Consider the following 23,854-nt stretch of genomic DNA (forward strand, 5'->3'; position numbering starts at 1 on the left):
GCCAATTGGTTGGAAAGTATCAAGCACTGCTTTGTTAAAAGCATGTTAACTACTAAAACTAAAGTTAGTACATTCCGTGTATCTGTCAACTAAATGTCATATTTAGAGAAGGTAAGTTTCGAGTTAAAGCAATCTTAGAAGATATTTAAAACTCATTGATTTTATTTACCCTAATCTACTTTGCACCGAAAAAATAAACACTTAATTATTTGCCGAACTTCCAAGCCCTCACTATATTTTCTTAACTGCTTAGTTGGAAGTTGGCTATGAACATTTCAAAAAAATTAAAACTCGCCTTTGCGTCAGCCATTGCGCTGCCGCTCATCATCATTGCTGTGCTTGTAATTACACAAACAAGACAGCAAGCCCTCGATAGTTTTGCCGAACTTAGTGAAAGAGAAGCAAGACAAGTCGATAATGGTATCAGTATGTTTTTTGCCGAAATCGAGAAAAACGTCGATTACCTTGCTTCCCATGCCGCTATCTTAGATGCCAAGCAAGGCGTTAAAGCCCATTTGCAGTCACCTAATGCAGAGATGCTTGATCATTTAAGTGGTAGTAACACCGAACAAAACGCCTTTAGTTTGTTTGATCACTTTGGCGCCACCCACCCGGGACTTGCATATATTTATATGGGTAATGAGCAAGGCGGTTATATTCAATGGCCAGAGGGTGAAGTTACAGCGAATTATGATCCAAGAGTAAGGCCTTGGTACGAAACAGGCAAAGCAGCAGGTGGTAAAACGGTAAGAACCAATGCCTATTATTGGGCAGCCGATGACATGGTCATTGTTTCTACTGTTAAAGCGATTAAACAAGCAGGAGAGTTTATTGGTGTGCAGGGCATGGATGTATCCTTGCAGGGCCTTACCGATATTATTGCGAACATTAAACTTGGTGAAACTGGCTATTTAATGTTGATTGAAGATAGTGGCAACGTACTGGTTGACGTTAAAAATGCTGATTACAGGTTTAAGCAGCTAGCACAAGTCAATAACGGAAAATACAAACAGCTCGCTGATAATAATCAGGGGCAATTTGAAATTGACATTAATGGCAAAGATTACTTAGCGAATATTTACACCTCGCAAAAACTAGGCTGGAAATTTATAGGTTTAGTTGAAAAATCTGAAGTGATGAGTGCTGCAAACGCAATGACGATTACTATTTTAGTTATCAGTGCAATCTTGATTGCTGTGTTCATTTTAGTTGCTAGCTATATTTCTAAATTAATTTCTGCACCTATTGTTGAAGTAAGTGATGGTCTTACCGAGATATCGCAAGGTGGTGGTGATTTAACTAAACGTTTAGTGATTAAAACACGTGATGAAACGGCCAAACTGGCTAACAGCTTTAACTTATTTTTGAACCTAATTTCGGATTTAGTCACGCAAATTAATGATTGTGCGCAAAATGTAAGTGATACCTCAGCGCAAACATCATCACAGGCAGCGCAATTATCTGGCTCAACATCACAGCAACAACAAGCCCTTGAAATGGCGGCCACAGCGATTAATGAAATGGCAGCGACTGCTAATGAAGTATCTGCTAGTTGTGCCAATGCAGCCGAACTTGCATCGCAAACACAGCAGGCCTCTGAGCTTGGGCAAAGTGTTATATCTGAAACGGTTGATAGTGTTGTGTCTTTGTCTGAGGTGATAACTAAAGCAACTCAAGATATAAACCAACTCGACGCTGAAAGCGAAAACATCATGTCGATATTAAGCGTGATAAGAGGCATTGCAGAGCAAACCAATTTGTTAGCCTTAAATGCAGCAATTGAAGCGGCGAGGGCAGGCGACCATGGTCGAGGTTTTGCGGTAGTTGCAGATGAGGTACGTGCGTTATCACAAAGGACCTCAGAATCGACAGAAGAAATAGCAAGTCAGTTAGATACGTTACGTAAGATGTCTGATCAAGTGTCAAAAGAGATGACAACCAGCTTAAACCGTACAAATAAAGCGGTTGATCTAGCTCATTCAGCACAGCAACAATTTAGTGAAATAACCGCGTCTATCGTCAATATTAGCGATTTAAATACACAAATTGCCACTGCAGCCGAAGAGCAACAGCATGTAGCCGAAGACATTAACCGCAATGTTGTTGAAATTAAAAATGCGGCTGATGATGTAAGCGAAATTGCCGATAGTGCAAGAGGTAATGGAGAGAAACTAAACCTGTTATCGAATACCCTGACTGATTTAGTGGGTAAGTTTAAGGTGTAAGTGAGGCGTTATTGAAACTTTGTTGTTATTTTTTTTAAGTAGACTTACGAGCTGGATCAATTTATCAAAAAATAATTACCCATTTTAGGTTCTAGGACTTGATTTGATAATACAATATGATTAAGTTTTAACAGCAACCAACAACACAGTAATGAGCTATGCAGGGAAGAACACCAAACTTTAACAAATTGCCACTTATTGTTTGTTTATTAATGTTCTTTCTAACCTGCGTTTTTCATGTGTCTGTAAGTTATTTTCAGGTAAGACACCAAAAGCAATTTTCGAACGTTTTATTAAATAAGGCTGAGCATATCTCTGCAGATATCTCATCAGCAATAAATGCCGCTTCACAGATCTCATCTCGTCAATGTAACACTCAAACCATTAATAAATTACGGGTGATCTTGGCCAATTATGAATACGTCCATGATCTAGGTTTAATTAGAAAAGGTAAGGTTAAGTGCACTGCAAATTGGGGTAAGTTAGATAATACAACTTTACTTACTCAGCAATTATATAATTCATCTTCAGGGTATGATTTTGCAGCAGAGGTTGCAGGTGTTTTTCCGGTAGAAACAAAGTATGACGTCACTAAACGTGACGATATCATCGCATTCACTGTAAACAAGCCTTTTAAACATATTGATGAATTAAACAAGCACTTTGCATTTAAAATTATTTCTAAAAATAAAGAGTATGTTTTCCATCACTATGAAACCCAATATCAATTTAACAGCAAAACATTTTTGCCAACGCAACAGGTAGAAACGTGTAGTACACAATTTTCTTATTGTGTTGTCACTGAGAATAATCGCCCAGGCATTTTGTATTTCCCTTTGTACATATCTGTATTGACCATATGTATGCTTGGTTTAATTAGCTTTTTAATAGCCTATTCTGTTAGCTCATATTTTGATATGCAAAACTCCATGGAATTCAGACTTCGAAGTGCAATCAAGAGTGCGCAGTTGTATCTTGAGTATCAACCCATCATAGATGTTAAAACTAACAAAATAATTGGTGTTGAGAGTTTAGTCCGCTGGAAAGACGAAATACATGGCCAGGTTTCACCGGAACTATTTTTAGGTGTTGCTGAGCAGTTATCTTTGTATCCTATGTTAGCCTATGAATGCGCGACGAAAGCCCTTCAAGAATTAGCACCAATTATGAAAACCGATCATGGTTTTTCTGTCGCAATTAATGTTAATGCATATGAAATTGAAAACCCCGAGTTTTTAGATTACTTACATCAGCTTTGTAGTAAGTATGAGCTAAGGAATGAGCAAGTAAAGATAGAAATAACAGAGCGCATAGGCCTGCCTTTAACGTTATTAGCTTGCTTCGCTTTAAAGGCTAAAAAATATGGCTTTAAAATAGCGCTCGATGATTTTGGAACCGGGGTATCTAACCTTGTGTGGCTTACAGAAATCAACTTTGATGTAATCAAGATAGATAAGGTATTTACCCAATCAATTACAGATGGTGTTAAGCAAAAAATGATTTTGGCGATAATGTCATTAGTCTCAGAGCTGAACCGAACTGTTATCTTTGAAGGGGTTGAAACTGAGGACGAGTACAATTTTATCGAGAGTCATAACGAGGATTACCAAATACAAGGTTGGTATTTTTATAAATCATTGTCTTTGCAAGAGTTACAAAATGCTTTGGTTGGTAATGACAATGCTCAAACGCTCTAGACTTATTTTGCTGCTACACATTAGTATGTAACCGGCAATCGCTGTAGAACAAAATGGAAAACAATGAAAGTAGACAATGTTAACGCTCAAGATTACCCAGAGCTACTTGCTGTATGGGAAAACTCAGTTAGAGCAACTCATGATTTTATAACAGAAGACGACATCGCTTTTTTTAAGCCAATCATTATTGAGCAGGCGTTTCCTAATGTGACTTTAAAGTGCATTAAGGATGAAAATAAAACAATTTTAGGATTCGTTGGCGTACATGAGTGCAAAATAGAAATGCTGTTCATTTTAGATGCCGCAAGAGGTAAGGGCATAGGTAAAGCCCTACTTAACTTTGCGGTTGAGCAATTAGCTGCCAACACAGTGGATGTTAATGAGCAAAACCCACTTGCAGTGGGGTTTTATCAGCATATGGGCTTTAAAGTTGCCTCACGCTCACCTTTTGATGATATGGGTAAACCATTTCCAGTATTGCACATGGAATTCGCGTAGGAACGGTATAAGCCGTGAATTTAGATGTTCGCCGTTGAAACGACTCCTAGAAACTTTACTCTTGTAACTTGTAACTTTCCCCTCAATCTCGCTAACTTCTCTTTTAACGCGCTAAAGCACGACCTACAAACGCGCGAAACAAGTTTCACGCCTACGATTTAAAACATTAGGCGCTAGGATTCAGGCTCTAGGACGCGATGTAAACTCGCTGCTACTTGTTCGGCGTTGAAACGCCTCCTACAAACTTTAACCTTGTAGCTTTCTACCTTTCCCCTTGAAACTTGTAACTCGCTAACTTTATTTTCGTCACTTATCTTTTGCTTGATTTAATGAACGCGATATGCTGAAGCAACGAATAAAGCATTACATGGGAGTAGCAAATGAATCTCAATCAGGTGACGTTAGCTGTAAAGGATATGAATGAAGCAGTGGCTTTTTACTTAACACTGGGAATGATTCAGATTGTGGATACCCCGCATTACGCACGCTTTCAATGCCCAGATGGTGATGCCACATTTTCGCTGTCATTAGAAACTGAAGAGTTTAGTAATAGTGCGGTCATTTATTTTGAACATGAGCAGCTCGATGAGCTCTATGCAAGCCTTGTTGAAAAAGGCATTAGCTTTGAACAGCCGCCAACAGCCCAGCGTTATTTATGGACAGAAGCCATTCTAAAAGACCCATCAGGGAATAAGATTAAATTGTATTGGGCGGGAGAAAACCGCTTAAACCCACCATGGAAGGTAGAAAAGCGAGGGTAAAAAAGGCGCTAGGGTCTAGGTCCTAGCGCCTAATAGCTACAAACTATTATCTAAAAAGTTTAGCTCCAAAAACGTCACTGCTTTTCTTTCAGTAGTTGTTTTAGTTCGGCCATTTCAGCTTGCAGCTGAGCAATTTGCCCTTTGGTTGCAGGCATGTCGGCATCAGATGTTTGCTCTTCACGGGCGTTACGATGCTCCTCAGACATGACTTCTAAAATTGCACCAACCATCATGTTTAAAAATACAAAGGCCGTTAAGAAGATAAACGTTAGGTAGAAAATCCAGCTGAGTTCATACACAGCCATAGTTTCATACATAACATCGGTCCAATCTTCGAACGTGGCGATTCTGAACAGGGTGAGCATAGAAATAGACACATCACCCCACAGTACTGGATTTATATCAGCAAACAGCATGCTACCCATGGCGGCATAAATATAGAAGATCACGAACATGAGCAGGGCAATATAGCCCATTTGTGGAATGGCTTTTAAAAGTGAGTTAACCAGCAGTCTGAGCTCTGGGATCATAGATACAAGTCGCAACACGCGGAAAATACGCAGTAATCGAGCGATAAAAATCGTAGAGCCAGCTGCAGGGTAAAGGCTTCCCACCACGATTATAAAATCGAAGATATTCCAGCCTTTGGTGAAAAAGTCTTTAAAACCACGGCTTGCGATAAACCGTATCACGAGCTCAACTAAAAAGAATACCGTGATACCTAAGTCCATCCAATGTAAGGCAAGCTCAGCAGTTGGGTGTAAAGAGTAGGTGTGTGCACCCACTGTTAGCGCTGAAATAACAATGACAGCAATAACAAATGATTGAAAAATTTTACTTTTATCGATACGCTGAAACAGCTGTTGTAACTGCGACAACATCATATAGAACCCTTTGGTAATAATATTTAAACCCACGCAATATACAGGAAAACGCAGCACCAATGTATAACTACATAAAGGAAATTTAATGTTTTTAAATGCCTTAAAATTGGCCGTGATTGTGACCCTTGCAATACTTTTATCAGCTTGTAGCTCAGATGCCCGTTATCATGAAATTCAATCGGCGCGTTTAAGTGAATGCAATCATATGGCAGATAAAGAGTACCATGAGTGCGTAAAGCGCCAGCAAGACAGCTACGAAGAATTTAAAAAACAACAAGCAGAATATGACTAAAACTGAAAAACGTCTAGATAAGGCTATTCGAGTTGCATTAACGCAAGCGTGCGAACAAGCAAAAGAGCACGTACACGAATTTTCATGGTTAACGCATACTGCTGACCTAAAAAAGCTACCGCAATCACTAAAAGTAAGTTGTTATTGTAAAGAGCTGCCGATAACCGCTGAGCAAACCCAGTTAATTTCCAGTTTAATTATCAAAGAATTGAGCGCTATAGATTTCGCTATCAATGCAAAAGCAATTGCGTTTTTAAAGGAATAATAATGTACGTAAATTTAACCCCTAAACAGATGGTTAGGTTAAATCTAGCCCTTGCAATGTTATTTATTTGTATAGGTGTGTACAGCTTGCAATCAGACTCATTACCTATATCAAGTTTTACCGGTTTTATATTTGCTATCGGTTTTATGGTGCAGGCCTATCGCTCAAAAGAAAAGTTTGCAGCCAAAACAGCGCTTAGTAAAACACTCACGGCAACAGGCACGAGCTTAACGGTTAAGCAGGTTTATTATGGCGATAAAGAAGAAACTCTTGAATTAAGCCGTATTACGCAACTGAAAGTTGCTGATAACTATTTAGCCGTCATATTAGATGGCAACGGTCAAGGTTATGACTTTCAAATAAAAGGCAAAGCTGAAGCAATCACTAACCGTTTAAATGAGATATTGCCAAAGGTGCTGCTTAAAAACAGCCCAATCAAACAGGTTTAATTTGGTAAGCCAGCTGCAAATGGCTATAATCGGCAAAAATTATTGAAAGAGATATAGCAATGGCAGTGCCTACGCGTTCACAAATTTCAATTGGCTGCGAAGTCAACATTGTATTAAAACAAGATCAACGAACAGGTCAGTTAACTCAAGGTGTGGTTTCACGTATTTTAACTAAATCACCAAACCACCCGCATGGTATTAAAGTTCAGCTTGATGATGGTCAAGTAGGGCGCGTGAAAGAGATTTTATCATGAGTGTTTTAAGTGAAAGTGAATTTTGGCAACTCGTGACCGCCGAAGATAAAACTGCCGAGCCTGAGTCTGTTTGTAATGCATTAAAAGCAAAGCTGACGGATTTATCTGACCAGCAGCTGATGGAATTTGATAAGCAGTTTAACCTACGTATGCGCAAAGCCTATACCTGGGACTTATTTGGTGCCGCTTATGTAATGGCCGGTTGTAACGATGATTATGGTTTTTCTGAGTTTTTATGTTGGCTTATTTCACGTGGTGAACAGGCTTTTTTAAAGGCGCTTGAAAACCCGGACTCAATTGCCGAGTGTACGCCAGTTTATCATTTAAACGAACAGCCTTACCCGTATTTAGATGAGTACGATTTAATTGCCGGTATGCTTTACGAAGAACGTAATGATGATGAATTACCCTTTGTGCCATCAGGCCTTGAGCAACCAAAAGGTAAACGCTTTAAAGATAAAGCTAAGTTTTTAAAACAAACCTACCCAAATTTATATGCTAAATATTGGCAACAACCGAGTTAATTAAAAGCACCCAAGGGTGCTTTTTTTATGTCTTTAGGTTACTTGTTCGTAGTTTTTCAGCAATTTCTTAGTACCCAAATCCAATCATTTTGTGTTATCTTATTCATGCTTAATTCAGCACTATTAACAACATAAATCAGCAGACTAGATTAATTCGGTTTGCTACAACACATATCAAAGGAAATGACAGTGTCAGAAAACGTATATCAAGCCCCAGAATCAAACCTTGCTTCAGCATCAACTGAAACAACCACTTTAAGCATCAAAGAAATTTTGTTTTCTTTTAAGGGACGTATTCCTCGTAAGACTTATTGGTATTCAGTATTAGGTATGATCTTAGCCTCATTTGTTCTTATGTTTTTAGTAGCATTATTAACAGGTGGTAATGAGTCAGCTATTTCTGTAATCATGCTTATTCTTTATATTCCGCTAATATGGATTTCGCTTGCGATTCAAGTGAAACGCTGGCACGACCGTAATAAATCAGGTTGGTGGGTATTAATTGGTTTTGTGCCATTAATTGGTCCTATCTGGGCGTTAATCGAAAATGGCTTTTTAGCAGGTGATGAAGCTGAGAACCGTTTCGGTCAACCTACTAGCTTATAAGCTATACTGTGTGCTCTGAATAACAGAGCACACAGACTAAACTTACCCGATGAAGCATTTTACTACGATTCAAATCGCTCGATTTATTATCAGCTTTAGTTGGTTTTATCATGGGCTGATGCCAAAACTTATTCATGTTGCCCCCTTAGAACAACAAATGACGGCAAGTTTTGGTTTTAATGCTGAAATCTCAACGCTCATTACCCGAGCAGCTGGCATAGGTGAAATTATATTTGCCGTGCTGTTTTTTATTTTCTATCGTTCAATGTTAATCAATATTCTCAATATAGTCGCTTTAGTTGGACTAATGCTGTTTGTTGCCGTTTTACAACCTGCACTTTTAATCGAAGCGTTTAACCCTGTAACTACAAACATTGCCATGATCGCGTTTAGTCTCGTGCTTATAAATGAGCAAAAAGCTTCAAACAAAAACACTAAACCGAATAACAACGCTTAATTTCATCAATCATGGCATTTGCTAAAGGCGAGCTGGCATTTGTTTTTGAGGTGATCAATACCACAGGAATATCGTAGTGATATTTGTTTGGCTGGATAGCTTTAAAAATACCTTTTTCGACCCAGAACTGTGCGTAGTGATCGGGTAAATAACCAATAAACTCACCCGATAAAATTAAATGTGCAATACCTTCATCGTGATAAGCAACAGCACTATTTTGATAGTTTAAACCGTCGTTTCGGCTTTCTTTATCGCGCATGTAGTTACTGGTAATGACTTCGGCTTCTTTAATGAGCTCATTTATTTGTTTGTCATCACACTCAAATAATGGGTGACCGACTGCGCAATACAAAAAGTTAGTTTCGTTGTGTAAGGCGGTGTAATTTAATCCGCGAATATGATGGCGGCTAACACCAATCCCCACTAACGAGCGGCCATTGGCTACTGCGGTTTCTACCTCTCGTGCCTCGCACACATTAATATCAAACTGAATGTTTTTACCTTTACCTTTTAATCTTGCTATCGCGCGGGGAATGGCACAGCGTGGGTCGCTAACCATGGTATCTATCATGGCAATACTTAAACGTCCCGATAACTCGTTTTTAGAGCTGGCTACGGTATTAGCAAAGGCTTCGCATTGCTGAAGCAGTTCAATCGATGCCTGATAAGTGATGGCGCCAGCGTCTGTAATTTCAAAACCACTGCGGCCACGTTTACATAATTTAATACCAAGCCTTACTTCTAAATCTGATAAATGCGCACTGATGGTGGAGCGGCCAATATTCAAACGTGACTCAGCTGCTGAAAGCCCGCCACATTCAACAATTGCTACAAAAACGCGCAATAAGCGCAGGTCTACGTCATGAACTTGCATAGCTCTTCTTTTAGTTCGATAAATCTGGAATGAATAACGATAATTATGCATTTGTAAAACAACTAGAGCAAGCTAGACTCCATCTAAATAAAACTTAATCCTGTTCTTTAGGAGTTATAAATGACATTTAAGTATGGTGTTGACCAATTAACGTTAGACAGCGTTAATGCTATTGCAGCCGGTACGTTACAGGCAGAGCTTTGCCAAGAAGCAATTGATAAAATTAATAAAAGCCGCCAAAACGTAGACAAAATGGCTGCCTCAGATAAAGCCATTTATGGTATCAATACGGGCTTTGGCCCATTGTGTGATACACAAATTTCTCCAGAAGAAACCAACTTATTACAAAAGAACTTATTGATCACACACGCTGTTGGTGTGGGTGAGCCAATCGCTAAACCTATTTCAAAGCTAATGCTGATCACCAAAGTACACGCATTAAGCCAAGGTTTTTCGGGTATTCGTTTAACCGTTGTTGAGCGTATGCTTAAGTTTATTGAACTTGATATTATCCCTGTTGTACCAGAGCAAGGCTCAGTTGGCGCATCGGGCGACTTAGCACCGTTATCACACTTATTCTTACCTCTTTTAGGTGAAGGTGAGTTTTGGGTAAACGACACAATCAAGCCAGCAGCAGAGGTATTAAAAGAGCACGGTTTAGCGCCTTTAGATTTACACGCTAAAGAAGGCCTAGCATTAATTAACGGTACTCAGTTTATTTTATCGCATGCCATTACTGCGCTTACTAAAATGCGTTACTTATTAGACCTTGCTGATATCGCAGGTGCTATGAGTATTGAAGGTATGCAAGGTAGCGAATCGCCGTTCCGTGAAGAGTTACACGCAATTCGTGCTTTTAAAGGTAACGTAGAAGTTGCAGCACGTATGCGTAGCTTTTTTGCAGGCTCTGAAAACATGGCTTCACACACTGATTGTGGCCGTGTTCAAGACCCTTATTCACTGCGTTGTATTCCACAAGTTCATGGTGCATCACGTAACGCGTATTACCACTTAAAAGAGCTTGCTGAAACAGAAATGAACTCTGTAACAGATAACCCAATTGTGATCAGCGAAGAAGAAGCAATTTCGGGTGGTGGCTTCCACGGCCAACCACTTGCGATGGTATTAGATTACGCATCAATCGCAGCGGCAGAGCTTGGTAACATTGCTGATCGTCGTTGTTACTTATTGCTTGAGGGCTTACACGGTTTACCACGCTTGTTAACGACATCGGGTGGCTTAAACTCTGGCATGATGATCCCGCAATATGTGACTGCTGCACTGGTAACAGAAAATAAATCATTGTGTTTCCCGCCATCAGCAGACAGCGTACCAACATCAATGGGCCAAGAAGATCACGTATCTATGGGTAGTATCTCTGGTCGTAAGTTAAACCAGATTTTAGGTAACCTTGATAAAATCTTTGCAATTGAGCTGATGTATGCAGCGCAAGCAATCGAATTTAGACGTCCTAACAAGTGTTCAGACATCATTGAAGAAAACTTTGCGCTAATTCGTAGCAAAGTTACCAAACTAGAAGAAGACCGCTTACTTAAGCCAGATATCGACGCCATGGTAGAACTTGTTAAATCGCAAGCGTTTAAAGTTAACTAAGGGAGCAAATAATGACTTTTCAAGAACAAATTAAGCAAGGTATCCCAAGCGTATTACCAGAGCCAAAACCGTATCCAAGTGATGCAAACCGTGCTCCAAAACGTAAAGACATTTTATCGGCTGACGAAAAGCAATTAGCTATTCGTAACGCATTGCGTTATTTCCCTAAAGAATGGCACAAAGAATTAGCCGCTGAATTTGCCGCTGAGCTTAAGCAATTTGGCCGTATTTACATGTATCGCTTTAAGCCTAACTATGAACTTAAAGCGCGCTCAATTAGCGATTACCCGGCTAAATGCGAACAAGCTGCCGCTATCATGTTAATGATCGACAATAACCTTGATCCAGCAGTAGCACAGCACCCTGAAGAGCTAATCACTTACGGTGGTAACGGTGCGGTATTCCAAAACTGGGCGCAGTACTTATTAACCATGAAGTACTTAAGCGAAATGGAAGAAGACCAAACGCTACACATGTACTCGGGTCACCCTATGGGATTATTCCCATCATCAGTTGAAGCACCGCGCGTGGTTGTAACAAACGGTATGATGATCCCGAACTATTCAAAGCCGGATGACTGGGAAAAATTCAATGCACTAGGTGTAACTCAATACGGTCAAATGACTGCTGGTTCATTTATGTACATTGGCCCACAAGGTATTGTTCACGGTACAACTATTACGGTCATGAATGCATTCCGTAAAGTGCTCGAAAAAGGCGAATCACCAAAAGGTAAGATCTTCTTAACTGCTGGTTTAGGCGGTATGAGTGGTGCGCAGCCTAAAGCGGGTAACATTGCTAACTGTATTACCGTGTGTGCTGAGGTTAACCCTAAGGCGGCTATTAAGCGTCATCAACAAGGTTGGGTTGATGAGCTAATCGATAACATGCCAGAGCTTGTTGAGCGTGTACGTACGGCTCAGCAAAATGAAGAAGTGGTTTCAATTGCCTTTATCGGTAACGTGGTTGATGTTTGGGAAAGCTTCTTAGCAGAAGATATTTTCATTCACTTAGGTTCAGACCAAACTTCACTTCATAACCCATGGTCAGGCGGTTACTACCCGGTTGATATCAGCTATGAAGAGTCAAATCGTTTAATTCGTGAAGAGCCAGAAGTATTTAAAGAAAAAGTACAAGCGACGCTTAAGCGCCACGCCGATGCTGTTAACAAGCACACGGCAAAAGGTACTTACTTCTTTGATTATGGTAATGCGTTCTTGCTAGAAGCATCACGCGCTGGTGGCGATGTAATGGCTGAAAACGGAATTGATTTTAAATACCCATCGTACGTACAAGATATTCTTGGCCCAATGTGTTTTGACTACGGCTTTGGCCCGTTCCGCTGGGTATGTACGTCAGGTAAACCAGAAGATCTTGATAAAACAGATGCGATTGCTGCAGACGTTTTAAATAAAATCATGGCGGACTCGCCTGAAGAGATCCAACAGCAAATGCAAGACAACATCACGTGGATCAAAGATGCGAAGCAAAACAAACTGGTTGTTGGTTCGCAAGCTCGTATTCTTTATGCAGACGCACAAGGCCGCGCTGAAATCGCTAAAGCCTTTAATGATGCCATTAATCGTGGCGAAATTGGTCCGGTTGTACTTGGCCGTGACCACCATGATGTAAGTGGCACTGATTCACCTTTCCGTGAAACATCAAACATCTATGATGGTAGCCGCTTCACAGCAGACATGGCGATTCACAATGTAATTGGTGATGGTTTCCGTGGTGCTACTTGGGTATCTATTCACAATGGTGGCGGTGTAGGCTGGGGCGAAGTGATCAACGGTGGTTTTGGTATGCTACTAGATGGTAGTGAAGCTGCCGAGCGTCGTTTGAAATCTATGCTATTATTTGATGTAAACAACGGTATTGCTCGTCGTAGTTGGGCGCGTAACGAAGAAGCTAATTTTGCGATTAAACGTGAAATGGCTCGTACCCCTAAACTTAAAGTGACCTTGTCTAATAACGTTGATGATGAAGTTTTATCAAACTTAGATTTCTAAGTTGTGTCAATGCAAAAAGGCCATGTTGTAAGTGCAACATGGCCTTTTTTATTGCCAAAAATTATTAAATAGCGCATCGTTTAGGGAATAAATTTTTAGCTTGGCGAATAAGGAGATAGATATGACTAGACTACTTACTGGTGGATGCTGCTGCGGCGAAGTCAGCTGTAAAGTCGCTGATAACTTTAGGCGTTTTTTCTTCTGCCATTGCGAACAATGCCGCAAACTAACCGGCACAGCCCATGCTGCAAACTTGTTTACTTCACCTGATGCTATCGAATGGGTAAAAGGCCAACAGCATATCACGCGGTTTAATTACCCTGGCCGTGCATTATCTAGAGCGTTTTGCAAAACCTGTGGCTCAGCGCTGCCATTTGAATCACAAGACAGTAAATACCTACTTGTGCCTGCAGGCAGTTTAAATGAAGAGCCAAGTAAGGAATTAGACGCGCAAATATTCTGCGAAGAGCAAACCGAATGGCATAAAAAAGGGTTAAATGGCAAAAAGTTGATTGGTTTTGGTCGCGATTAAGCTCGGTTAAAGAGAAAAGTTAGCGAGGTACAAGGGTAAAGTTTGTCGGAGGCGTTTCAACGCCGAATAACTAAAATTCACGGATGATGCCGTTCCGCTCAGAGCAATAATAAACACTGTAAATTATGAATGAATTGATAGAGATAGGTTTAAGCACTACAAAGCAGCATCAGTCTTTACCTTTTTCGATTTACTGCGCTAATGATGAACAGCACATTGTTAATGTGCCTATCGCAAACCCATTACTTGTCGTTGTGTTATCTGGCAGCAAAAAGCTAATAGATACAGAAGAAGTTAACTGCAATGCAGGTGATTTTGTCTTTATGGCAAATACACCACAGGTTGCGATGCGTAACATTCCGCGAAACTTTGGCTATATTGCGCTATTGATTGAATTTGATTACACCGACTTTGAGTGCTTGGAATATCAAGCCAGCACAAAGAAAAATTTCATCACTGGGAAAGTAGATCCACTGTTTCAAATGACCTTAAAACAATTCATTGAATGGGCTGCAGTAACACCACCACAATTATGGCCAATTAGAAGACAAGAACTGCTGCAAGTACTATTTTCGCAGGGCTTCAAAGACTTAGGTTCAATTATTGAGCCACCAACACTGACCCACAAAGTACATACTATCATCGCGAGTGATTTAACGCGTGATTGGGATGCAAACAGTATTGCAGCGACATTAGCGATGAGCGAATCGACACTCAGAAGAAAGTTAACCGCAGAAGACAGTAGTTTTCAGTTAATTAAAGATAACGCACGTTTAAGCCACGGACTACATTTGATTCAAAGTAGCTCACAATCTATTGGCACTATTGCCCAGCAATGTGGTTTTTCGTCGCAATCTAGATTCACCGATAAGTTTAAACTTTTGTTTAATACGACTCCAACAGCCCTTCGTAAAACAATAATGAGCGAAGCAGGCTAATAATTGACAGTTTTGGTACTAATTTGATCTGTCTTTGCTAGGTATTATGATTATTCTTATTAATCGGAGAATATTATGAAATCATCAACATTGAAAATTGCTACACCGTTATTTTTGCTATGTTTATCTGGCACCACATTCGCTGAGACATTTACGCTAACAAGCAAAGACATTGCCCATGGTGACTTTATGGGGAGTGAGCAAGAGTTTAAAGGGTTTGGTTGTAATGGCGATAACCTTTCTCCACAACTTGCTTGGCAAAATGCACCTAAAGGAACTGAAGCATTTGCATTGACCGTTTATGATCCAGATGCGCCTACAGGGAGTGGCTGGTGGCATTGGCAAGTTGTGAATATCCCTAAGTCGGTATCAAGTTTAGCAAGCGGTGCGGGCAGTACAAAGAAGAATGCAATGCCAAAAGGCAGTGTGCAGATCACAAATGATTATGGTTTCAAAGGCTTTGGCGGCGCTTGCCCACCGGAGGGACATGGCGCTCACAGGTATCAATTCACACTACATGCGTTATCACAAAAACTTGAATTACCAGAAAACGCATCAGGTGCGTTAGCAGGCTATATGATTAATGCCTATTCACTTGATTCAGCAACAATTGAAGCGCTTTATAAGCGTTGAGTATAGCAAGTTGCTAGGTGAAAGTTAGCGAGATACGAGAGCAATGCTTGTAGGAGGCGTTTTAACGCCGAACAATTAGCAGCGATTTTATATCGCGTCCTAGACCCTAAATCCTAGTGCCTAATGTTTTCTAAAGTAGGCGTATAACGTGTTTCTCTAGTTTGTTTCTAAATAGTCGCGGCGCAAAGGCGCCGCTGCTTGTGAAACTGTATAGGCTCTAACATCCTGACTCGCATCTCGCAACTTTAATCTTCTTTCTTTGCTTTTTTCGCGAGAATTTCAACTTCGGCTTTTTCAGTTACACCTGCCATACTTAGGGCTGTGCTGCCTACTGATTCATATTCAAGTTTGATTTTATCGAGTTTAGCGTCGTTTTTGTCTGGCAAATTTAAGCTACGTGATGACATTCCTTTAGTTAAAACACCTAGGTTATCAAATACTTTTTCTTCACCGTTGTTCATAACGACTTTAATTTTCTTAAGATTCACAGTGCCGTGGGTGCACTTAACTTTAATATGGCTGTAGTGGCTGCTGGTGATAGGGTTAACGGTATCGGTTTCGCTTTTGTAGCTGACCTTTTTCTCTGCAATTGTTTTCCAGTCGTCATCACCCGCTAGGCTTTGAGTACTGGTTAAGGCCAAAAATGTGGTTAAAGCGATGAGTTTGACTATTTTCATTTGATTCCCTCCAAAAATTATCATCATTAAAATTTATAGCATATAAACAGATTGGTTGCCTATGCAAAGTTCATAAAATAGAACCAAAAACATTTTTTAATCGTATTAACTAATACGTTATAAATTCACCAACCTTAATCAGCATGCTATGCTAGTAAAGTGTCTATAAGTTTATGGATTTTCAATGAGATATTACTTTTGTTTAGTGGCTTTTTTACTATCAACCTCATCAATTGCCAGCGCTCTGCTGGATGTAAAGCCGAGCAATAAAACGCAGTTTTTGGCACTGATAAAAGACAAGCAAGGTGATTACAAAACAAAAGAGGGCAGTGATGCGGTTTGTCAAAACGCATCTTTTTCATTGATAAAAGACCCAACGCAAGGCTTTAGCTTAGGGACGTTAATCGATTTTAGTGACTTACATAACGGCACGCAGGTAAAGAAGATACCTAACTTTTGTGTTGTCAGTTCGAAGTTAAAATACTTTGTAAATGGCATTGTTAGAACTAAGCGCTACTTTCGCTGTGATAATGAAGACGACAACGGTTCAACAACTGAAGATCTGCGTTTTAAAGATAATGGCAATATTACTTATACACTGAGTAAACCTGACGTTTCTTGTGTGTTTGAAAAGCAATAATTGTATGCCTCGCGCAATTTTAAGCCTATGATGGGCTTTATTTTTAATTGAAAATCTTATGACTAGCCAATTTATTCAAGCATTTTTAGTGCTTGCTGCTTTTTATATAGCAAGCCTTATTATTGACCGCGCTATTAAACAGTTTCAACGTCGCTTTGATTCAACCGCTCTTGAAACTTTTCGGCTTATTTCTAACTCGCAGCGCGCTATTTTATTATTTATTGGTATTGTGCTGGCGTTATCGAAACTGGGTTTTGACGTAGCCGCGTTAGTTGCCGGTTTAGGACTAACAGGCTTTGCTTTGGGTTTTGCGCTGAAGGATGCTATTTCAAACCTAGTAGCAGGTGTCATGATTGTGCTTTATAAACCCATTAAACTTGGTAATTACATTGAAGTGAGTAATTCAAAGGGCACTGTGATTGACCTTAATTTGCGTTATATCACAATTAAAGGCGAGGGAGCGGTGCATTTAATTCCTAATTCTTTAATTTTAAGTAATAAAGTGTCAATCATTGATCGCGAAGACGATTAATCACAAATTTTAGCTATAAAAAAAGCAGCCTAGGCTGCTTTTTTAAGTTTTAGCAAATTACATTTGAGATTGCAGGTAATTCTCAAGCCCTGCGGTTTTGATTAACTGCTGCTGTGTTTCAAGCCAATCAATCTGTTCTTCTTGCTCATTTAAGATGTTATCTAGCGCTTCACGGCTGATGTAATCTTTTTTCTCTTCAGCAAGTTTAATTGCCGCTTTAAGATCAGGTAATGAATCAAGTTCAAAGCTCATGTTAGCTTCGATCATTTCTTCAGAGTTTTCACCAATACGTAGGCGACCTAAATCTTGTAGGTTTGGTAAACCTTCTAAAAACAAAATACGCTCAATTAAACGGTCGGCGTTTTTCATTTTTTGAATAGATACTTTGTAATCAGCTTTGTCTAATTTTGAAAAGCCAAAATCTTTAAACATACGAGCGTGTAAAAAGTATTGGTTAATACCTACTAATTCATTCGCTAATACTTTATTAAGTGCAGCAATGACGCTTTTATCGCCTTTCATACTATTAGCCTCTATTCGCCCATTTGAGATTGGTGGTAGTTTTGGCTACCAATTTTGTCGATTAGACCAAGCTGTTGTTCTAACCAGTAAACATGATCTTCTTCTGTATCAAATAATAACTTTTCAAGCACTTCGCGTGATTGATAGTCTTTTTCTTGCTCACAGATGGCAATTGCTTCTTTAACACAGTCAACCACTTCTAGTTCAAGTGTTAAATCATTTTGCATCATGCTTTTAACGTCTGAGCCAATTAATAGATCACGACGTTTAGTCATGTTTGGTACGCCTTCTAAAAACAGAATACGTTTGATCAACCAATCAGCGTGATCTTTTTCTTCTTCCATTTCGTGGTTAAGACGCTCATACAGCTTATTTAGGCCCCAATCATCGTACATACGAGAATGAATAAAGTATTGATCTATAGCGGCTAATTCGTTTGCGAGTAGTTTGTTAAAACTATCGATGACTTTTTGGTTACCTTTCATAATGCTGTCCTCGAATTCCAAGTTGCGGTAATTGTAGTATATAAAAACAAGATTGCAAACTTTTTCCTTTGTAAATCAGTTGTTTACTATTGAGTGTGATTCTCGTTTAAGTTTGCGTTAATGGTTGATAAATGAACAATTTATCGTTTCTATTCTTAAATAAAAAAAGCCCTTACTAAGAAGGGCTTGTTGTTCTAAACAAAATTTAATTTAGAAGCTATAGGTTGCACCAAGTGTAACAGTGGTACCTAAACCTTTAATGTTATAGCCACCATAGGTGTATGACTGGGCACGGGCAGGGTAGTAATCATTGTTAAATAGGTTTTCTACACCCATAAACGCTTGCCAGTTCTCGCTAAAGTTATAACGACCGCTTAGGTTAAATAGGTTGTAACTGCTAATTGGCCCTTGGTCGCCAACATAGTCGCCGTCTGCATTTGGTTCAAAGCGTTTGCGTGAACCCACATATAAATAACTCACCGTAAGTGATAACTCATCATTAGGCTGCCAGTTTAAATTAGCAGTGCCTTTTGGTGGGCTTATTTGGCGCGAACCTAAGTAAATGTCGTCTTCGGTGTTTTTACCTTCAACATAGCTGTAAGTTGCAACCAGTTTTAGAGTTGGGTTAATTTTATAATCAACTAATGTTTCGTAACCCCAAATCTCTTGCGGTGCACGTACCGGCTCATAAACACCGGTTACTTCATTAAAGCTATTCGTGGTGCCAAACTCTGATGTACTGCGGTAAGCTGCAAATTCAAAACGTAAGTTATCAAACTGTGAGGTAAAACCAATTTCATAGTTATCGATGATTGATGCTTCTGTTTGAATTAGACCAATATCATTCACCGTTGCTGAACGTAGTAGGCGGCCAATATCTGAGATATCAGACCCTTGTGAATAATTGGCAAATGGGCTGAAAGCCTCAAGTAAATTGTATTTAACACCTACATTATAAGTGGTTGCATCGTAATCAATGGTGTCGCCTTTTACGCTAAGTGGCACAGAGCACTGTGTTTCTGAACGGCAAAGCTTTAAGGTATTGTAATCATCAACGGTTAAATCAATGCTCTCTTGGCGCACACCCGCTTTAATGACTAAATCATTATTGATAACCCATTTTGTTTGTAAAAAGCCAGCAAGGCTTTCCATATCCATTTCTGGTACCCAAACACGGCCATCTACAAGTGGCTGAGACGTCACATCATTCAGTGCATCAAGGCCATAAATGAAGGTGGCTTCAACATTGTCAAAATCAACAAGGGTATTAAAGGTAGCGCGTGCACCTTTCTTTTCAGAGCGAATAATTGATTGGCCGCCTTCGTAGCCTTCGTCTGGGTTAGCTAGGTTGGTAGAAAAGAAAAACACATTCTCGATATCCTGCATGTAAAGGTCGAGTGTCATTTGTGTATTAGTAAACAGGGCGTAGTCTGTGTATTTTAAGGTAATGTTTTCGTTACCATCTGGGCCTTGTGGTTTACCTTGCTTTTGTAGCTCTTTAGGTACATGAATAGCATAAGTTTTTTCGCCATCGTTTAGGTTACCAACAACATCACCTAAATCGGTTTTTTGTTGAGAGCTAAAGTAGTTATAGCTAAATTGCAGTTGCTTCTCATCGTCAAAATCATAACCAAGTTTGGTGAAGTAGTTTTCTGTTACTGCATCAGATAAACCATACTGTAAGCCAAGAATATCGCCTTCGGCGTCACGTTGAACACCATTTTCTTCGTAACTTGCGGTAAATAAATAGCTAAGTTTATCTGCTCGGCCATTAACCGCAGCAGAGACTCGCGCACCAGCGCTTTCTTCTAGTTTTACTGCACTAAAACGTGACGATAGGCTGATCTCACCTTCTGGCTGACCATCACTTGTAGCCTGTTTTGTGATGTAGTTAATAATACCGCCCGATGCACCATTACCATAAACGGAGGTAGCACCTTTGATCACTTCGATACGCGCAATGGCACTTGGGTCGAGTGTTTTAACTCCCAAAGAGCCGTTTCTGAGTGGTGTAGATTGTGGCACACCATCAATCATCACAAGTGGTGCACGGCCACGTAAACTCTGACCAGTATTACTCGAGCTACCCGTATCTGGTGCAAGGCCTGGTACCATTTGCGCAAGTAAGCTTTGTAGCTCTGGATTAACTTTTAAATGCTCTTCAATTTGCTTTTGGCTAATAATCGTTACAGAAGCGGGTACTTCATCAATGCTTTCAAATACACGGCTGCCTGATACAACAACGTGTTCCATTTCTTCTGCGGTAAGTTTTTTATTGATGGCATCATCAGCAAATGCTTGGCTGCTAATTGCAATAGCGACCAGAGTCAGTGAAGTTTTTAACATGTTTATCCTTGTTAAATCGGTATTTATTATGTGATTGTGCGGCAGTCTAAATGTAAAGAAGTGTAAAGGCAAGGCTAATGATAATTATTTGCAATAAATTATTGGGTTGTTTTAGTCATTTGTATCTGCTTGCTTAAGTCAAAGGGCTTAAATGGAGAGTCATGATAAATAGGGGATTGTCGTGTTTAATAGCTACCAAGTAACTGCAGATTAAAGCGGCTTTAGCTTAAAAAACGTTTTAAGTCGTCTGGAATAGGCATTGGTTTGAAAGGGCTAACATTAGTGCCGCCGGTGTTACCGAGAGGGAGCCAAATACGCGAAAATACAATTGAAGCTGCCATGCGAGCAAACTGACCAATTATTTCCTTGGCATTATGGGTTTTAAAAGCAATTTTACACATCCACCAATGAGAGTAAGTATGCGCAATGATATAGCTTTGACCCAGAATATGAGCCCGCTCTAAGTGATAAAAAGCGGTTTTGTAATCTGCTTTCTTATAACTCGTTTCAGCCAATATCATTTCGGTGTTAAAGGCATTTTTGAGCTCAATATTCATGGCGAATGGTATGTTTAGTAAAGTCGTTTATTTGTAGTGCCGTTTGTACCAAAAGTAAACACCTGAAATCGTGAAAAATAACGGTGACAAAGCAAATAGCAACCACAGTAATTGCACAATAGGGCCTGCAAAATCACCAATATGAAACTTATATTTAAAGTTCCATGTTTGGGTGGTCCAAGAGCTTTGGCTGGCATCATAGCTTGCAACAATATCTGCTGAATATGGGTTTGCCCATACCCAACTATAGGCATGGCTTTCACCCGGGTTCTCTAATCTAAAACCAATGTTATCAGTTGGCTTTTTCGGTAAATAAATTCTAAATAACTTACCCTTAGGAAATACAGTTTGTGCGTTATCAAACGCTTTTTGAACTTGAAAAGGCGTATCCGCTAAAGGGGGAATAACGGCTGGCGGTTTTGGTCTATCTTCAACTGTGCCTTGCATCACAAATTCTAATACGGCTTTGGTTTGTGGCTTCCAGTTAAACGCCATACCTGTGTAAGCAATTAAAATGAGTGGAATTAAAAAGTACACACCCAGAACGGTATGCAGCTGATACATCAGCACTCTAAATTTTGCTTTACGTTTAATAGCCAAACGTTTAATACGATTTTTTGGTTTAACCCAAATATAAAAGCCGAGCAGAATTTCAATAATAAGAATAAGCGCACACACCGATACCCAGTTTCTTAGCGGGCGGTTTTTATCGCCATCTTCATAAAGCAGCCAGCGGTGCAAAGCCATGGTAAAGCCATAAATAGTAGTGTAGTATTCGTACTCATGTAACACTTGACCATTGTATGGATTAACACTTACATAGCGGTTGTTTGCCAACTGTAATTGCCACGCAAGATCACCTCGCTGTTCAGGCATTAACAGGGTAACGGGTTGTCTAGTTGAAGCTGAAACATGTTTTATGAGGCTATCAAAATCAAGTGCTGAAGCCGCTGGCGTTACAGTCCATTTATCGCTTTGAGTAAGGTATTGAATATCTTTTGCGTAAATAAGCAACGCACCGGTCAAACTTAAACAAATCAAAAATAAACCGCTTACTAAGGCAAGCAATAAATGCGTACGACGTAACCACAACTTCAACAAGGTTTGTTCCTTCAGTTTGCTGTTAAAACAAAACTGAATAGTAAATGATAACGCGTAACATTTACACTAAAACTTGTTCTATGGTGCAGCTTTCAATTGCAAAGTTATCATGTAAAAAGTGACGTATTTCATCGTTATTGATGTTGTGCTTGGCACTAAACTTGAGCTCGCAATGAACGTGATGATCATCTACCTGCCATGTTTTGAGGTAATCAATATTAGTAATGGCAAATTGGGCTTTAAGCTCATTAATAGCTTCTGTTAAAGCAAAATTATCAGGGGCTGCCTGCATCAAAATTTTACTGCTCGCTATTAACAACAAAACACCATGGTAAATGACATACACAGAAATCAGCATAGTGGCAATTAAATCAACAATATACCATTGATAAAGAATAATTAAGGTACCTGCTATAATCACCACCACAGAAGCTAATGCATCAGACACATTATGTATAAACGCAGCACGAATATTCATACTGTCTTTTGCGCCTGCTTTGTAAGTTAAAAGGGCGGTGACAAGGTCAACAACCAGTGCAAACCCTGCAACCCAAATGATGATCCAACCATCAATAGGCTCAGGGTTTAAATAGTTGGAGATGGCTTCAACAATTAGGTAACCACCAATCACAATTAAACTTAAGCTGTTAAATAAGGTTGCTAAAATTTCAGCGCGTTTGTAGCCGTATTGATAACGATCGTTGGCAGGTTTGGCACCAATTTTTCGGGCAATTAGGGCAATGAATAACGACGAGGCATCACTTAAATTATGCAGTGCATCAGCAATTAACGATAAACTGCCAGAAACAAGGCCGCCAATCACCTGAGCGACAGTTAATAACACATTGATTGCAACTGCCAGCATGAGTTGGCGGGTGCTTTGGTTATTTGTATCGTGATGATGGTGGTGGTGTCCGTGTCCCATAAAATTACCGAGTTATTGATTTGCTTTATTTTTATACCATGCGTTCCGTGTTATTGAAATGTTTGTAATGATTTGTTCGTGTGCGGATTACAATTTACTGTTCAAATGCGGGTGGATTTGTTAGTTTAGCGCCGTTGTACCAATTTTTAGTTCTAATTTTTAGGCTCAATGTGAAAGCTGCATTTATTATTTTGATTAGCGTATTATTGCTCCAGCCCTTGCTGGATAGCTTTGATGTGGCCGATCATAATGCTGCGTTTAATCACACCTCGGTACTGTTATCAGAAGAAATTGACCTAGAAGCCCATTGTGCAGCCAATGGCGATCACCTGTTACATCAATCAGAGCATGCCGAGCTTAGCAAACAGTTGTCTGACTCAGCCGAAAAAGGCCATTGTCATGTTTGTCACAGCCCAGCGTTTGTCGATTCGCTGCAATTGTCTGAACCTACTGATGCCTATTTTACTAAAATTGAATCTCTTGATTTCAACTTCAAATCGGCTGACTTAGTACCGCTTCATCGCCCACCTATTTTAGCTCTTACTTAATCCAAA

The 23,854-nt window shown here is 39.7% G+C and carries 28 protein-coding genes; 19 read left to right on the forward strand and 9 right to left on the reverse strand.

What is annotated here, in order from left to right:
* Positions 1 to 266: 266 nt before the first annotated feature.
* The 4 genes from NFU46_RS11415 to NFU46_RS11430 all read left to right on the forward strand — a co-directional run bounded on the left by NFU46_RS11415 (position 267) and on the right by NFU46_RS11430 (position 5,181).
* The gene (locus NFU46_RS11415) at positions 267 to 2,225 is read left to right on the forward strand and encodes a methyl-accepting chemotaxis protein (protein ID WP_251601919.1); all 1,959 of its coding nucleotides are present in this window, start codon (positions 267 to 269) and stop codon (positions 2,223 to 2,225) included.
* Between the two features lie 158 nt (positions 2,226 to 2,383).
* The gene (locus tag NFU46_RS11420) at positions 2,384 to 3,922 is read left to right on the forward strand and encodes an EAL domain-containing protein (RefSeq protein ID WP_251601921.1); all 1,539 of its coding nucleotides are present in this window, start codon (positions 2,384 to 2,386) and stop codon (positions 3,920 to 3,922) included.
* 63 nt (positions 3,923 to 3,985) lie between these two features.
* On the forward strand, positions 3,986 to 4,420 hold the full coding sequence (locus NFU46_RS11425) for a GNAT family N-acetyltransferase (RefSeq protein ID WP_251601923.1): 435 nt from the start codon (positions 3,986 to 3,988) through the stop codon (positions 4,418 to 4,420).
* A 380-nt stretch (positions 4,421 to 4,800) separates the two neighbouring features.
* Positions 4,801 to 5,181: a VOC family protein gene (locus tag NFU46_RS11430; protein ID WP_251601925.1), complete on the forward strand. Its 381-nt coding sequence runs from the start codon at positions 4,801 to 4,803 to the stop codon at positions 5,179 to 5,181.
* Positions 5,182 to 5,255: 74 nt separating this feature from the next.
* Here the strand turns inward: NFU46_RS11430 and NFU46_RS11435 are convergent, their stop codons facing one another.
* A complete protein-coding gene (locus NFU46_RS11435) occupies positions 5,256 to 6,062 on the reverse strand; it encodes an ion transporter (protein WP_171037160.1) in 807 nt (268 codons plus the stop codon).
* 88 nt (positions 6,063 to 6,150) lie between these two features.
* Here NFU46_RS11435 and NFU46_RS11440 point away from each other — a divergent pair, with 88 nt between their 5' ends.
* The 7 genes from NFU46_RS11440 (at position 6,151) to NFU46_RS11470 (ending at position 8,912) form a co-directional block, all read left to right on the forward strand.
* A complete protein-coding gene (locus NFU46_RS11440) occupies positions 6,151 to 6,357 on the forward strand; it encodes a hypothetical protein (RefSeq protein ID WP_251601927.1) in 207 nt (68 codons plus the stop codon).
* Positions 6,350 to 6,622: a hypothetical protein gene (locus NFU46_RS11445; RefSeq protein WP_251601929.1), complete on the forward strand. Its 273-nt coding sequence runs from the start codon at positions 6,350 to 6,352 to the stop codon at positions 6,620 to 6,622. Before NFU46_RS11440 ends, NFU46_RS11445 begins: the two co-directional genes overlap by 8 nt.
* A gap of 2 nt (positions 6,623 to 6,624) precedes the next feature.
* Entirely contained in the window at positions 6,625 to 7,071 is a 447-nt protein-coding gene (locus NFU46_RS11450) for a hypothetical protein (RefSeq protein ID WP_251601931.1), read from the forward strand.
* A gap of 59 nt (positions 7,072 to 7,130) precedes the next feature.
* On the forward strand, positions 7,131 to 7,325 hold the full coding sequence (locus NFU46_RS11455) for a YwbE family protein (RefSeq protein ID WP_036971837.1): 195 nt from the start codon (positions 7,131 to 7,133) through the stop codon (positions 7,323 to 7,325).
* Entirely contained in the window at positions 7,322 to 7,849 is a 528-nt protein-coding gene (locus NFU46_RS11460; protein ID WP_062565591.1) for a DUF4240 domain-containing protein, read from the forward strand. The genes NFU46_RS11455 and NFU46_RS11460 overlap by 4 nt, the downstream gene beginning before the upstream one ends.
* 189 nt (positions 7,850 to 8,038) lie before the next feature.
* Positions 8,039 to 8,455: a DUF805 domain-containing protein gene (locus NFU46_RS11465; protein WP_220094644.1), complete on the forward strand. Its 417-nt coding sequence runs from the start codon at positions 8,039 to 8,041 to the stop codon at positions 8,453 to 8,455.
* Between the two features lie 49 nt (positions 8,456 to 8,504).
* Positions 8,505 to 8,912, forward strand: coding sequence for a DoxX-like family protein (locus NFU46_RS11470; RefSeq protein ID WP_251601944.1), 408 nt, complete (start codon positions 8,505 to 8,507; stop codon positions 8,910 to 8,912).
* Here NFU46_RS11470 and NFU46_RS11475 read toward each other — a convergent pair.
* Positions 8,890 to 9,786 carry a LysR family transcriptional regulator gene (locus tag NFU46_RS11475; protein ID WP_251601946.1) on the reverse strand — a complete coding sequence of 299 codons (897 nt, stop codon included), beginning with the start codon at positions 9,784 to 9,786 and terminating at the stop codon, positions 8,890 to 8,892. The two genes, NFU46_RS11470 and NFU46_RS11475, sit on opposite strands and share 23 nt — an antisense overlap.
* Before the next feature lie 120 nt (positions 9,787 to 9,906).
* On the opposite strand from NFU46_RS11475, the gene hutH reads away from it, so the two are divergent.
* From hutH to NFU46_RS11500, 5 genes are all read left to right on the forward strand, one after another.
* Positions 9,907 to 11,400: a histidine ammonia-lyase gene (hutH, locus tag NFU46_RS11480; RefSeq protein WP_251601947.1), complete on the forward strand. Its 1,494-nt coding sequence runs from the start codon at positions 9,907 to 9,909 to the stop codon at positions 11,398 to 11,400.
* 11 nt (positions 11,401 to 11,411) lie between these two features.
* Complete coding sequence (locus NFU46_RS11485; protein ID WP_054563828.1) at positions 11,412 to 13,412, forward strand: urocanate hydratase; 2,001 nt, start codon at positions 11,412 to 11,414, stop codon at positions 13,410 to 13,412.
* 121 nt (positions 13,413 to 13,533) lie between these two features.
* Positions 13,534 to 13,944 (forward strand): GFA family protein, encoded by a 411-nt coding sequence (locus NFU46_RS11490; protein ID WP_251601950.1) that lies wholly within the window; start codon positions 13,534 to 13,536, stop codon positions 13,942 to 13,944.
* Positions 13,945 to 14,069: 125 nt separating this feature from the next.
* Positions 14,070 to 14,882: a helix-turn-helix transcriptional regulator gene (locus NFU46_RS11495; RefSeq protein ID WP_251601952.1), complete on the forward strand. Its 813-nt coding sequence runs from the start codon at positions 14,070 to 14,072 to the stop codon at positions 14,880 to 14,882.
* A gap of 75 nt (positions 14,883 to 14,957) precedes the next feature.
* Positions 14,958 to 15,515, forward strand: a complete 558-nt coding sequence (locus NFU46_RS11500; RefSeq protein WP_251601954.1) for a YbhB/YbcL family Raf kinase inhibitor-like protein — start codon at positions 14,958 to 14,960, stop codon at positions 15,513 to 15,515.
* A gap of 245 nt (positions 15,516 to 15,760) precedes the next feature.
* Here the strand turns inward: NFU46_RS11500 and NFU46_RS11505 are convergent, their stop codons facing one another.
* Complete coding sequence (locus NFU46_RS11505) at positions 15,761 to 16,192, reverse strand: hypothetical protein (RefSeq protein WP_130167567.1); 432 nt, start codon at positions 16,190 to 16,192, stop codon at positions 15,761 to 15,763.
* Positions 16,193 to 16,376: 184 nt separating this feature from the next.
* Between NFU46_RS11505 and NFU46_RS11510 the strand changes: the two genes are divergently transcribed.
* Both NFU46_RS11510 and NFU46_RS11515 read left to right on the forward strand, forming a co-directional pair.
* Positions 16,377 to 16,832: a hypothetical protein gene (locus NFU46_RS11510; protein ID WP_175080128.1), complete on the forward strand. Its 456-nt coding sequence runs from the start codon at positions 16,377 to 16,379 to the stop codon at positions 16,830 to 16,832.
* Positions 16,833 to 16,890: 58 nt separating this feature from the next.
* Positions 16,891 to 17,364, forward strand: coding sequence for a mechanosensitive ion channel family protein (locus NFU46_RS11515; RefSeq protein WP_054552094.1), 474 nt, complete (start codon positions 16,891 to 16,893; stop codon positions 17,362 to 17,364).
* A gap of 57 nt (positions 17,365 to 17,421) precedes the next feature.
* On the opposite strand, the gene bfr (NFU46_RS11520) is transcribed toward NFU46_RS11515, so the two are convergent.
* The 6 genes from bfr (NFU46_RS11520) to NFU46_RS11545 form a co-directional block, all read right to left on the reverse strand.
* Positions 17,422 to 17,886 (reverse strand): bacterioferritin, encoded by a 465-nt coding sequence (gene bfr, locus NFU46_RS11520; protein WP_054552095.1) that lies wholly within the window; start codon positions 17,884 to 17,886, stop codon positions 17,422 to 17,424.
* A gap of 11 nt (positions 17,887 to 17,897) precedes the next feature.
* Positions 17,898 to 18,371: a bacterioferritin gene (gene bfr / locus NFU46_RS11525; protein WP_054552096.1), complete on the reverse strand. Its 474-nt coding sequence runs from the start codon at positions 18,369 to 18,371 to the stop codon at positions 17,898 to 17,900.
* Positions 18,372 to 18,581: 210 nt separating this feature from the next.
* A complete protein-coding gene (locus tag NFU46_RS11530) occupies positions 18,582 to 20,717 on the reverse strand; it encodes a TonB-dependent receptor (protein ID WP_251601956.1) in 2,136 nt (711 codons plus the stop codon).
* A 221-nt stretch (positions 20,718 to 20,938) separates the two neighbouring features.
* Positions 20,939 to 21,274 carry a DUF3703 domain-containing protein gene (locus NFU46_RS11535; protein WP_251601958.1) on the reverse strand — a complete coding sequence of 112 codons (336 nt, stop codon included), beginning with the start codon at positions 21,272 to 21,274 and terminating at the stop codon, positions 20,939 to 20,941.
* 27 nt (positions 21,275 to 21,301) lie between these two features.
* Positions 21,302 to 22,372 carry a PepSY domain-containing protein gene (locus NFU46_RS11540; protein ID WP_251602016.1) on the reverse strand — a complete coding sequence of 357 codons (1,071 nt, stop codon included), beginning with the start codon at positions 22,370 to 22,372 and terminating at the stop codon, positions 21,302 to 21,304.
* A gap of 64 nt (positions 22,373 to 22,436) precedes the next feature.
* Positions 22,437 to 23,300 carry a cation diffusion facilitator family transporter gene (locus tag NFU46_RS11545; protein ID WP_251601960.1) on the reverse strand — a complete coding sequence of 288 codons (864 nt, stop codon included), beginning with the start codon at positions 23,298 to 23,300 and terminating at the stop codon, positions 22,437 to 22,439.
* A 170-nt stretch (positions 23,301 to 23,470) separates the two neighbouring features.
* On the opposite strand from NFU46_RS11545, the gene NFU46_RS11550 reads away from it, so the two are divergent.
* The gene (locus NFU46_RS11550; protein WP_251601962.1) at positions 23,471 to 23,848 is read left to right on the forward strand and encodes a hypothetical protein; all 378 of its coding nucleotides are present in this window, start codon (positions 23,471 to 23,473) and stop codon (positions 23,846 to 23,848) included.
* The last annotated feature ends 6 nt before the right edge of the window (positions 23,849 to 23,854 follow it).

The organism is Pseudoalteromonas sp. NCCP-2140 (assembly GCF_023708065.1).
In the GTDB taxonomy this organism is placed as follows: domain Bacteria; phylum Pseudomonadota; class Gammaproteobacteria; order Enterobacterales; family Alteromonadaceae; genus Pseudoalteromonas.

Coding starts and splice junctions, on each gene's coding strand:
- NFU46_RS11415 (WP_251601919.1), top strand. CDS start 267: ATGAACATTTCAAAAAAATTAAAACTCGCCTTTGCGTCAGCCATTGCG.
- NFU46_RS11420 (WP_251601921.1), top strand. CDS start 2,384: ATGCAGGGAAGAACACCAAACTTTAACAAATTGCCACTTATTGTTTGT.
- NFU46_RS11425 (WP_251601923.1), top strand. CDS start 3,986: ATGAAAGTAGACAATGTTAACGCTCAAGATTACCCAGAGCTACTTGCT.
- NFU46_RS11430 (WP_251601925.1), top strand. CDS start 4,801: ATGAATCTCAATCAGGTGACGTTAGCTGTAAAGGATATGAATGAAGCA.
- NFU46_RS11435 (WP_171037160.1), bottom strand. CDS start 6,062: ATGTTGTCGCAGTTACAACAGCTGTTTCAGCGTATCGATAAAAGTAAA.
- NFU46_RS11440 (WP_251601927.1), top strand. CDS start 6,151: ATGTTTTTAAATGCCTTAAAATTGGCCGTGATTGTGACCCTTGCAATA.
- NFU46_RS11445 (WP_251601929.1), top strand. CDS start 6,350: ATGACTAAAACTGAAAAACGTCTAGATAAGGCTATTCGAGTTGCATTA.
- NFU46_RS11450 (WP_251601931.1), top strand. CDS start 6,625: ATGTACGTAAATTTAACCCCTAAACAGATGGTTAGGTTAAATCTAGCC.
- NFU46_RS11455 (WP_036971837.1), top strand. CDS start 7,131: ATGGCAGTGCCTACGCGTTCACAAATTTCAATTGGCTGCGAAGTCAAC.
- NFU46_RS11460 (WP_062565591.1), top strand. CDS start 7,322: ATGAGTGTTTTAAGTGAAAGTGAATTTTGGCAACTCGTGACCGCCGAA.
- NFU46_RS11470 (WP_251601944.1), top strand. CDS start 8,505: ATGAAGCATTTTACTACGATTCAAATCGCTCGATTTATTATCAGCTTT.
- NFU46_RS11475 (WP_251601946.1), bottom strand. CDS start 9,786: ATGCAAGTTCATGACGTAGACCTGCGCTTATTGCGCGTTTTTGTAGCA.
- hutH (WP_251601947.1), top strand. CDS start 9,907: ATGACATTTAAGTATGGTGTTGACCAATTAACGTTAGACAGCGTTAAT.
- NFU46_RS11485 (WP_054563828.1), top strand. CDS start 11,412: ATGACTTTTCAAGAACAAATTAAGCAAGGTATCCCAAGCGTATTACCA.
- NFU46_RS11490 (WP_251601950.1), top strand. CDS start 13,534: ATGACTAGACTACTTACTGGTGGATGCTGCTGCGGCGAAGTCAGCTGT.
- NFU46_RS11495 (WP_251601952.1), top strand. CDS start 14,070: ATGAATGAATTGATAGAGATAGGTTTAAGCACTACAAAGCAGCATCAG.
- NFU46_RS11500 (WP_251601954.1), top strand. CDS start 14,958: ATGAAATCATCAACATTGAAAATTGCTACACCGTTATTTTTGCTATGT.
- NFU46_RS11505 (WP_130167567.1), bottom strand. CDS start 16,192: ATGAAAATAGTCAAACTCATCGCTTTAACCACATTTTTGGCCTTAACC.
- NFU46_RS11510 (WP_175080128.1), top strand. CDS start 16,377: ATGAGATATTACTTTTGTTTAGTGGCTTTTTTACTATCAACCTCATCA.
- NFU46_RS11515 (WP_054552094.1), top strand. CDS start 16,891: ATGACTAGCCAATTTATTCAAGCATTTTTAGTGCTTGCTGCTTTTTAT.
- bfr (WP_054552095.1), bottom strand. CDS start 17,886: ATGAAAGGCGATAAAAGCGTCATTGCTGCACTTAATAAAGTATTAGCG.
- bfr (WP_054552096.1), bottom strand. CDS start 18,371: ATGAAAGGTAACCAAAAAGTCATCGATAGTTTTAACAAACTACTCGCA.
- NFU46_RS11530 (WP_251601956.1), bottom strand. CDS start 20,717: ATGTTAAAAACTTCACTGACTCTGGTCGCTATTGCAATTAGCAGCCAA.
- NFU46_RS11535 (WP_251601958.1), bottom strand. CDS start 21,274: ATGAATATTGAGCTCAAAAATGCCTTTAACACCGAAATGATATTGGCT.
- NFU46_RS11545 (WP_251601960.1), bottom strand. CDS start 23,300: ATGGGACACGGACACCACCACCATCATCACGATACAAATAACCAAAGC.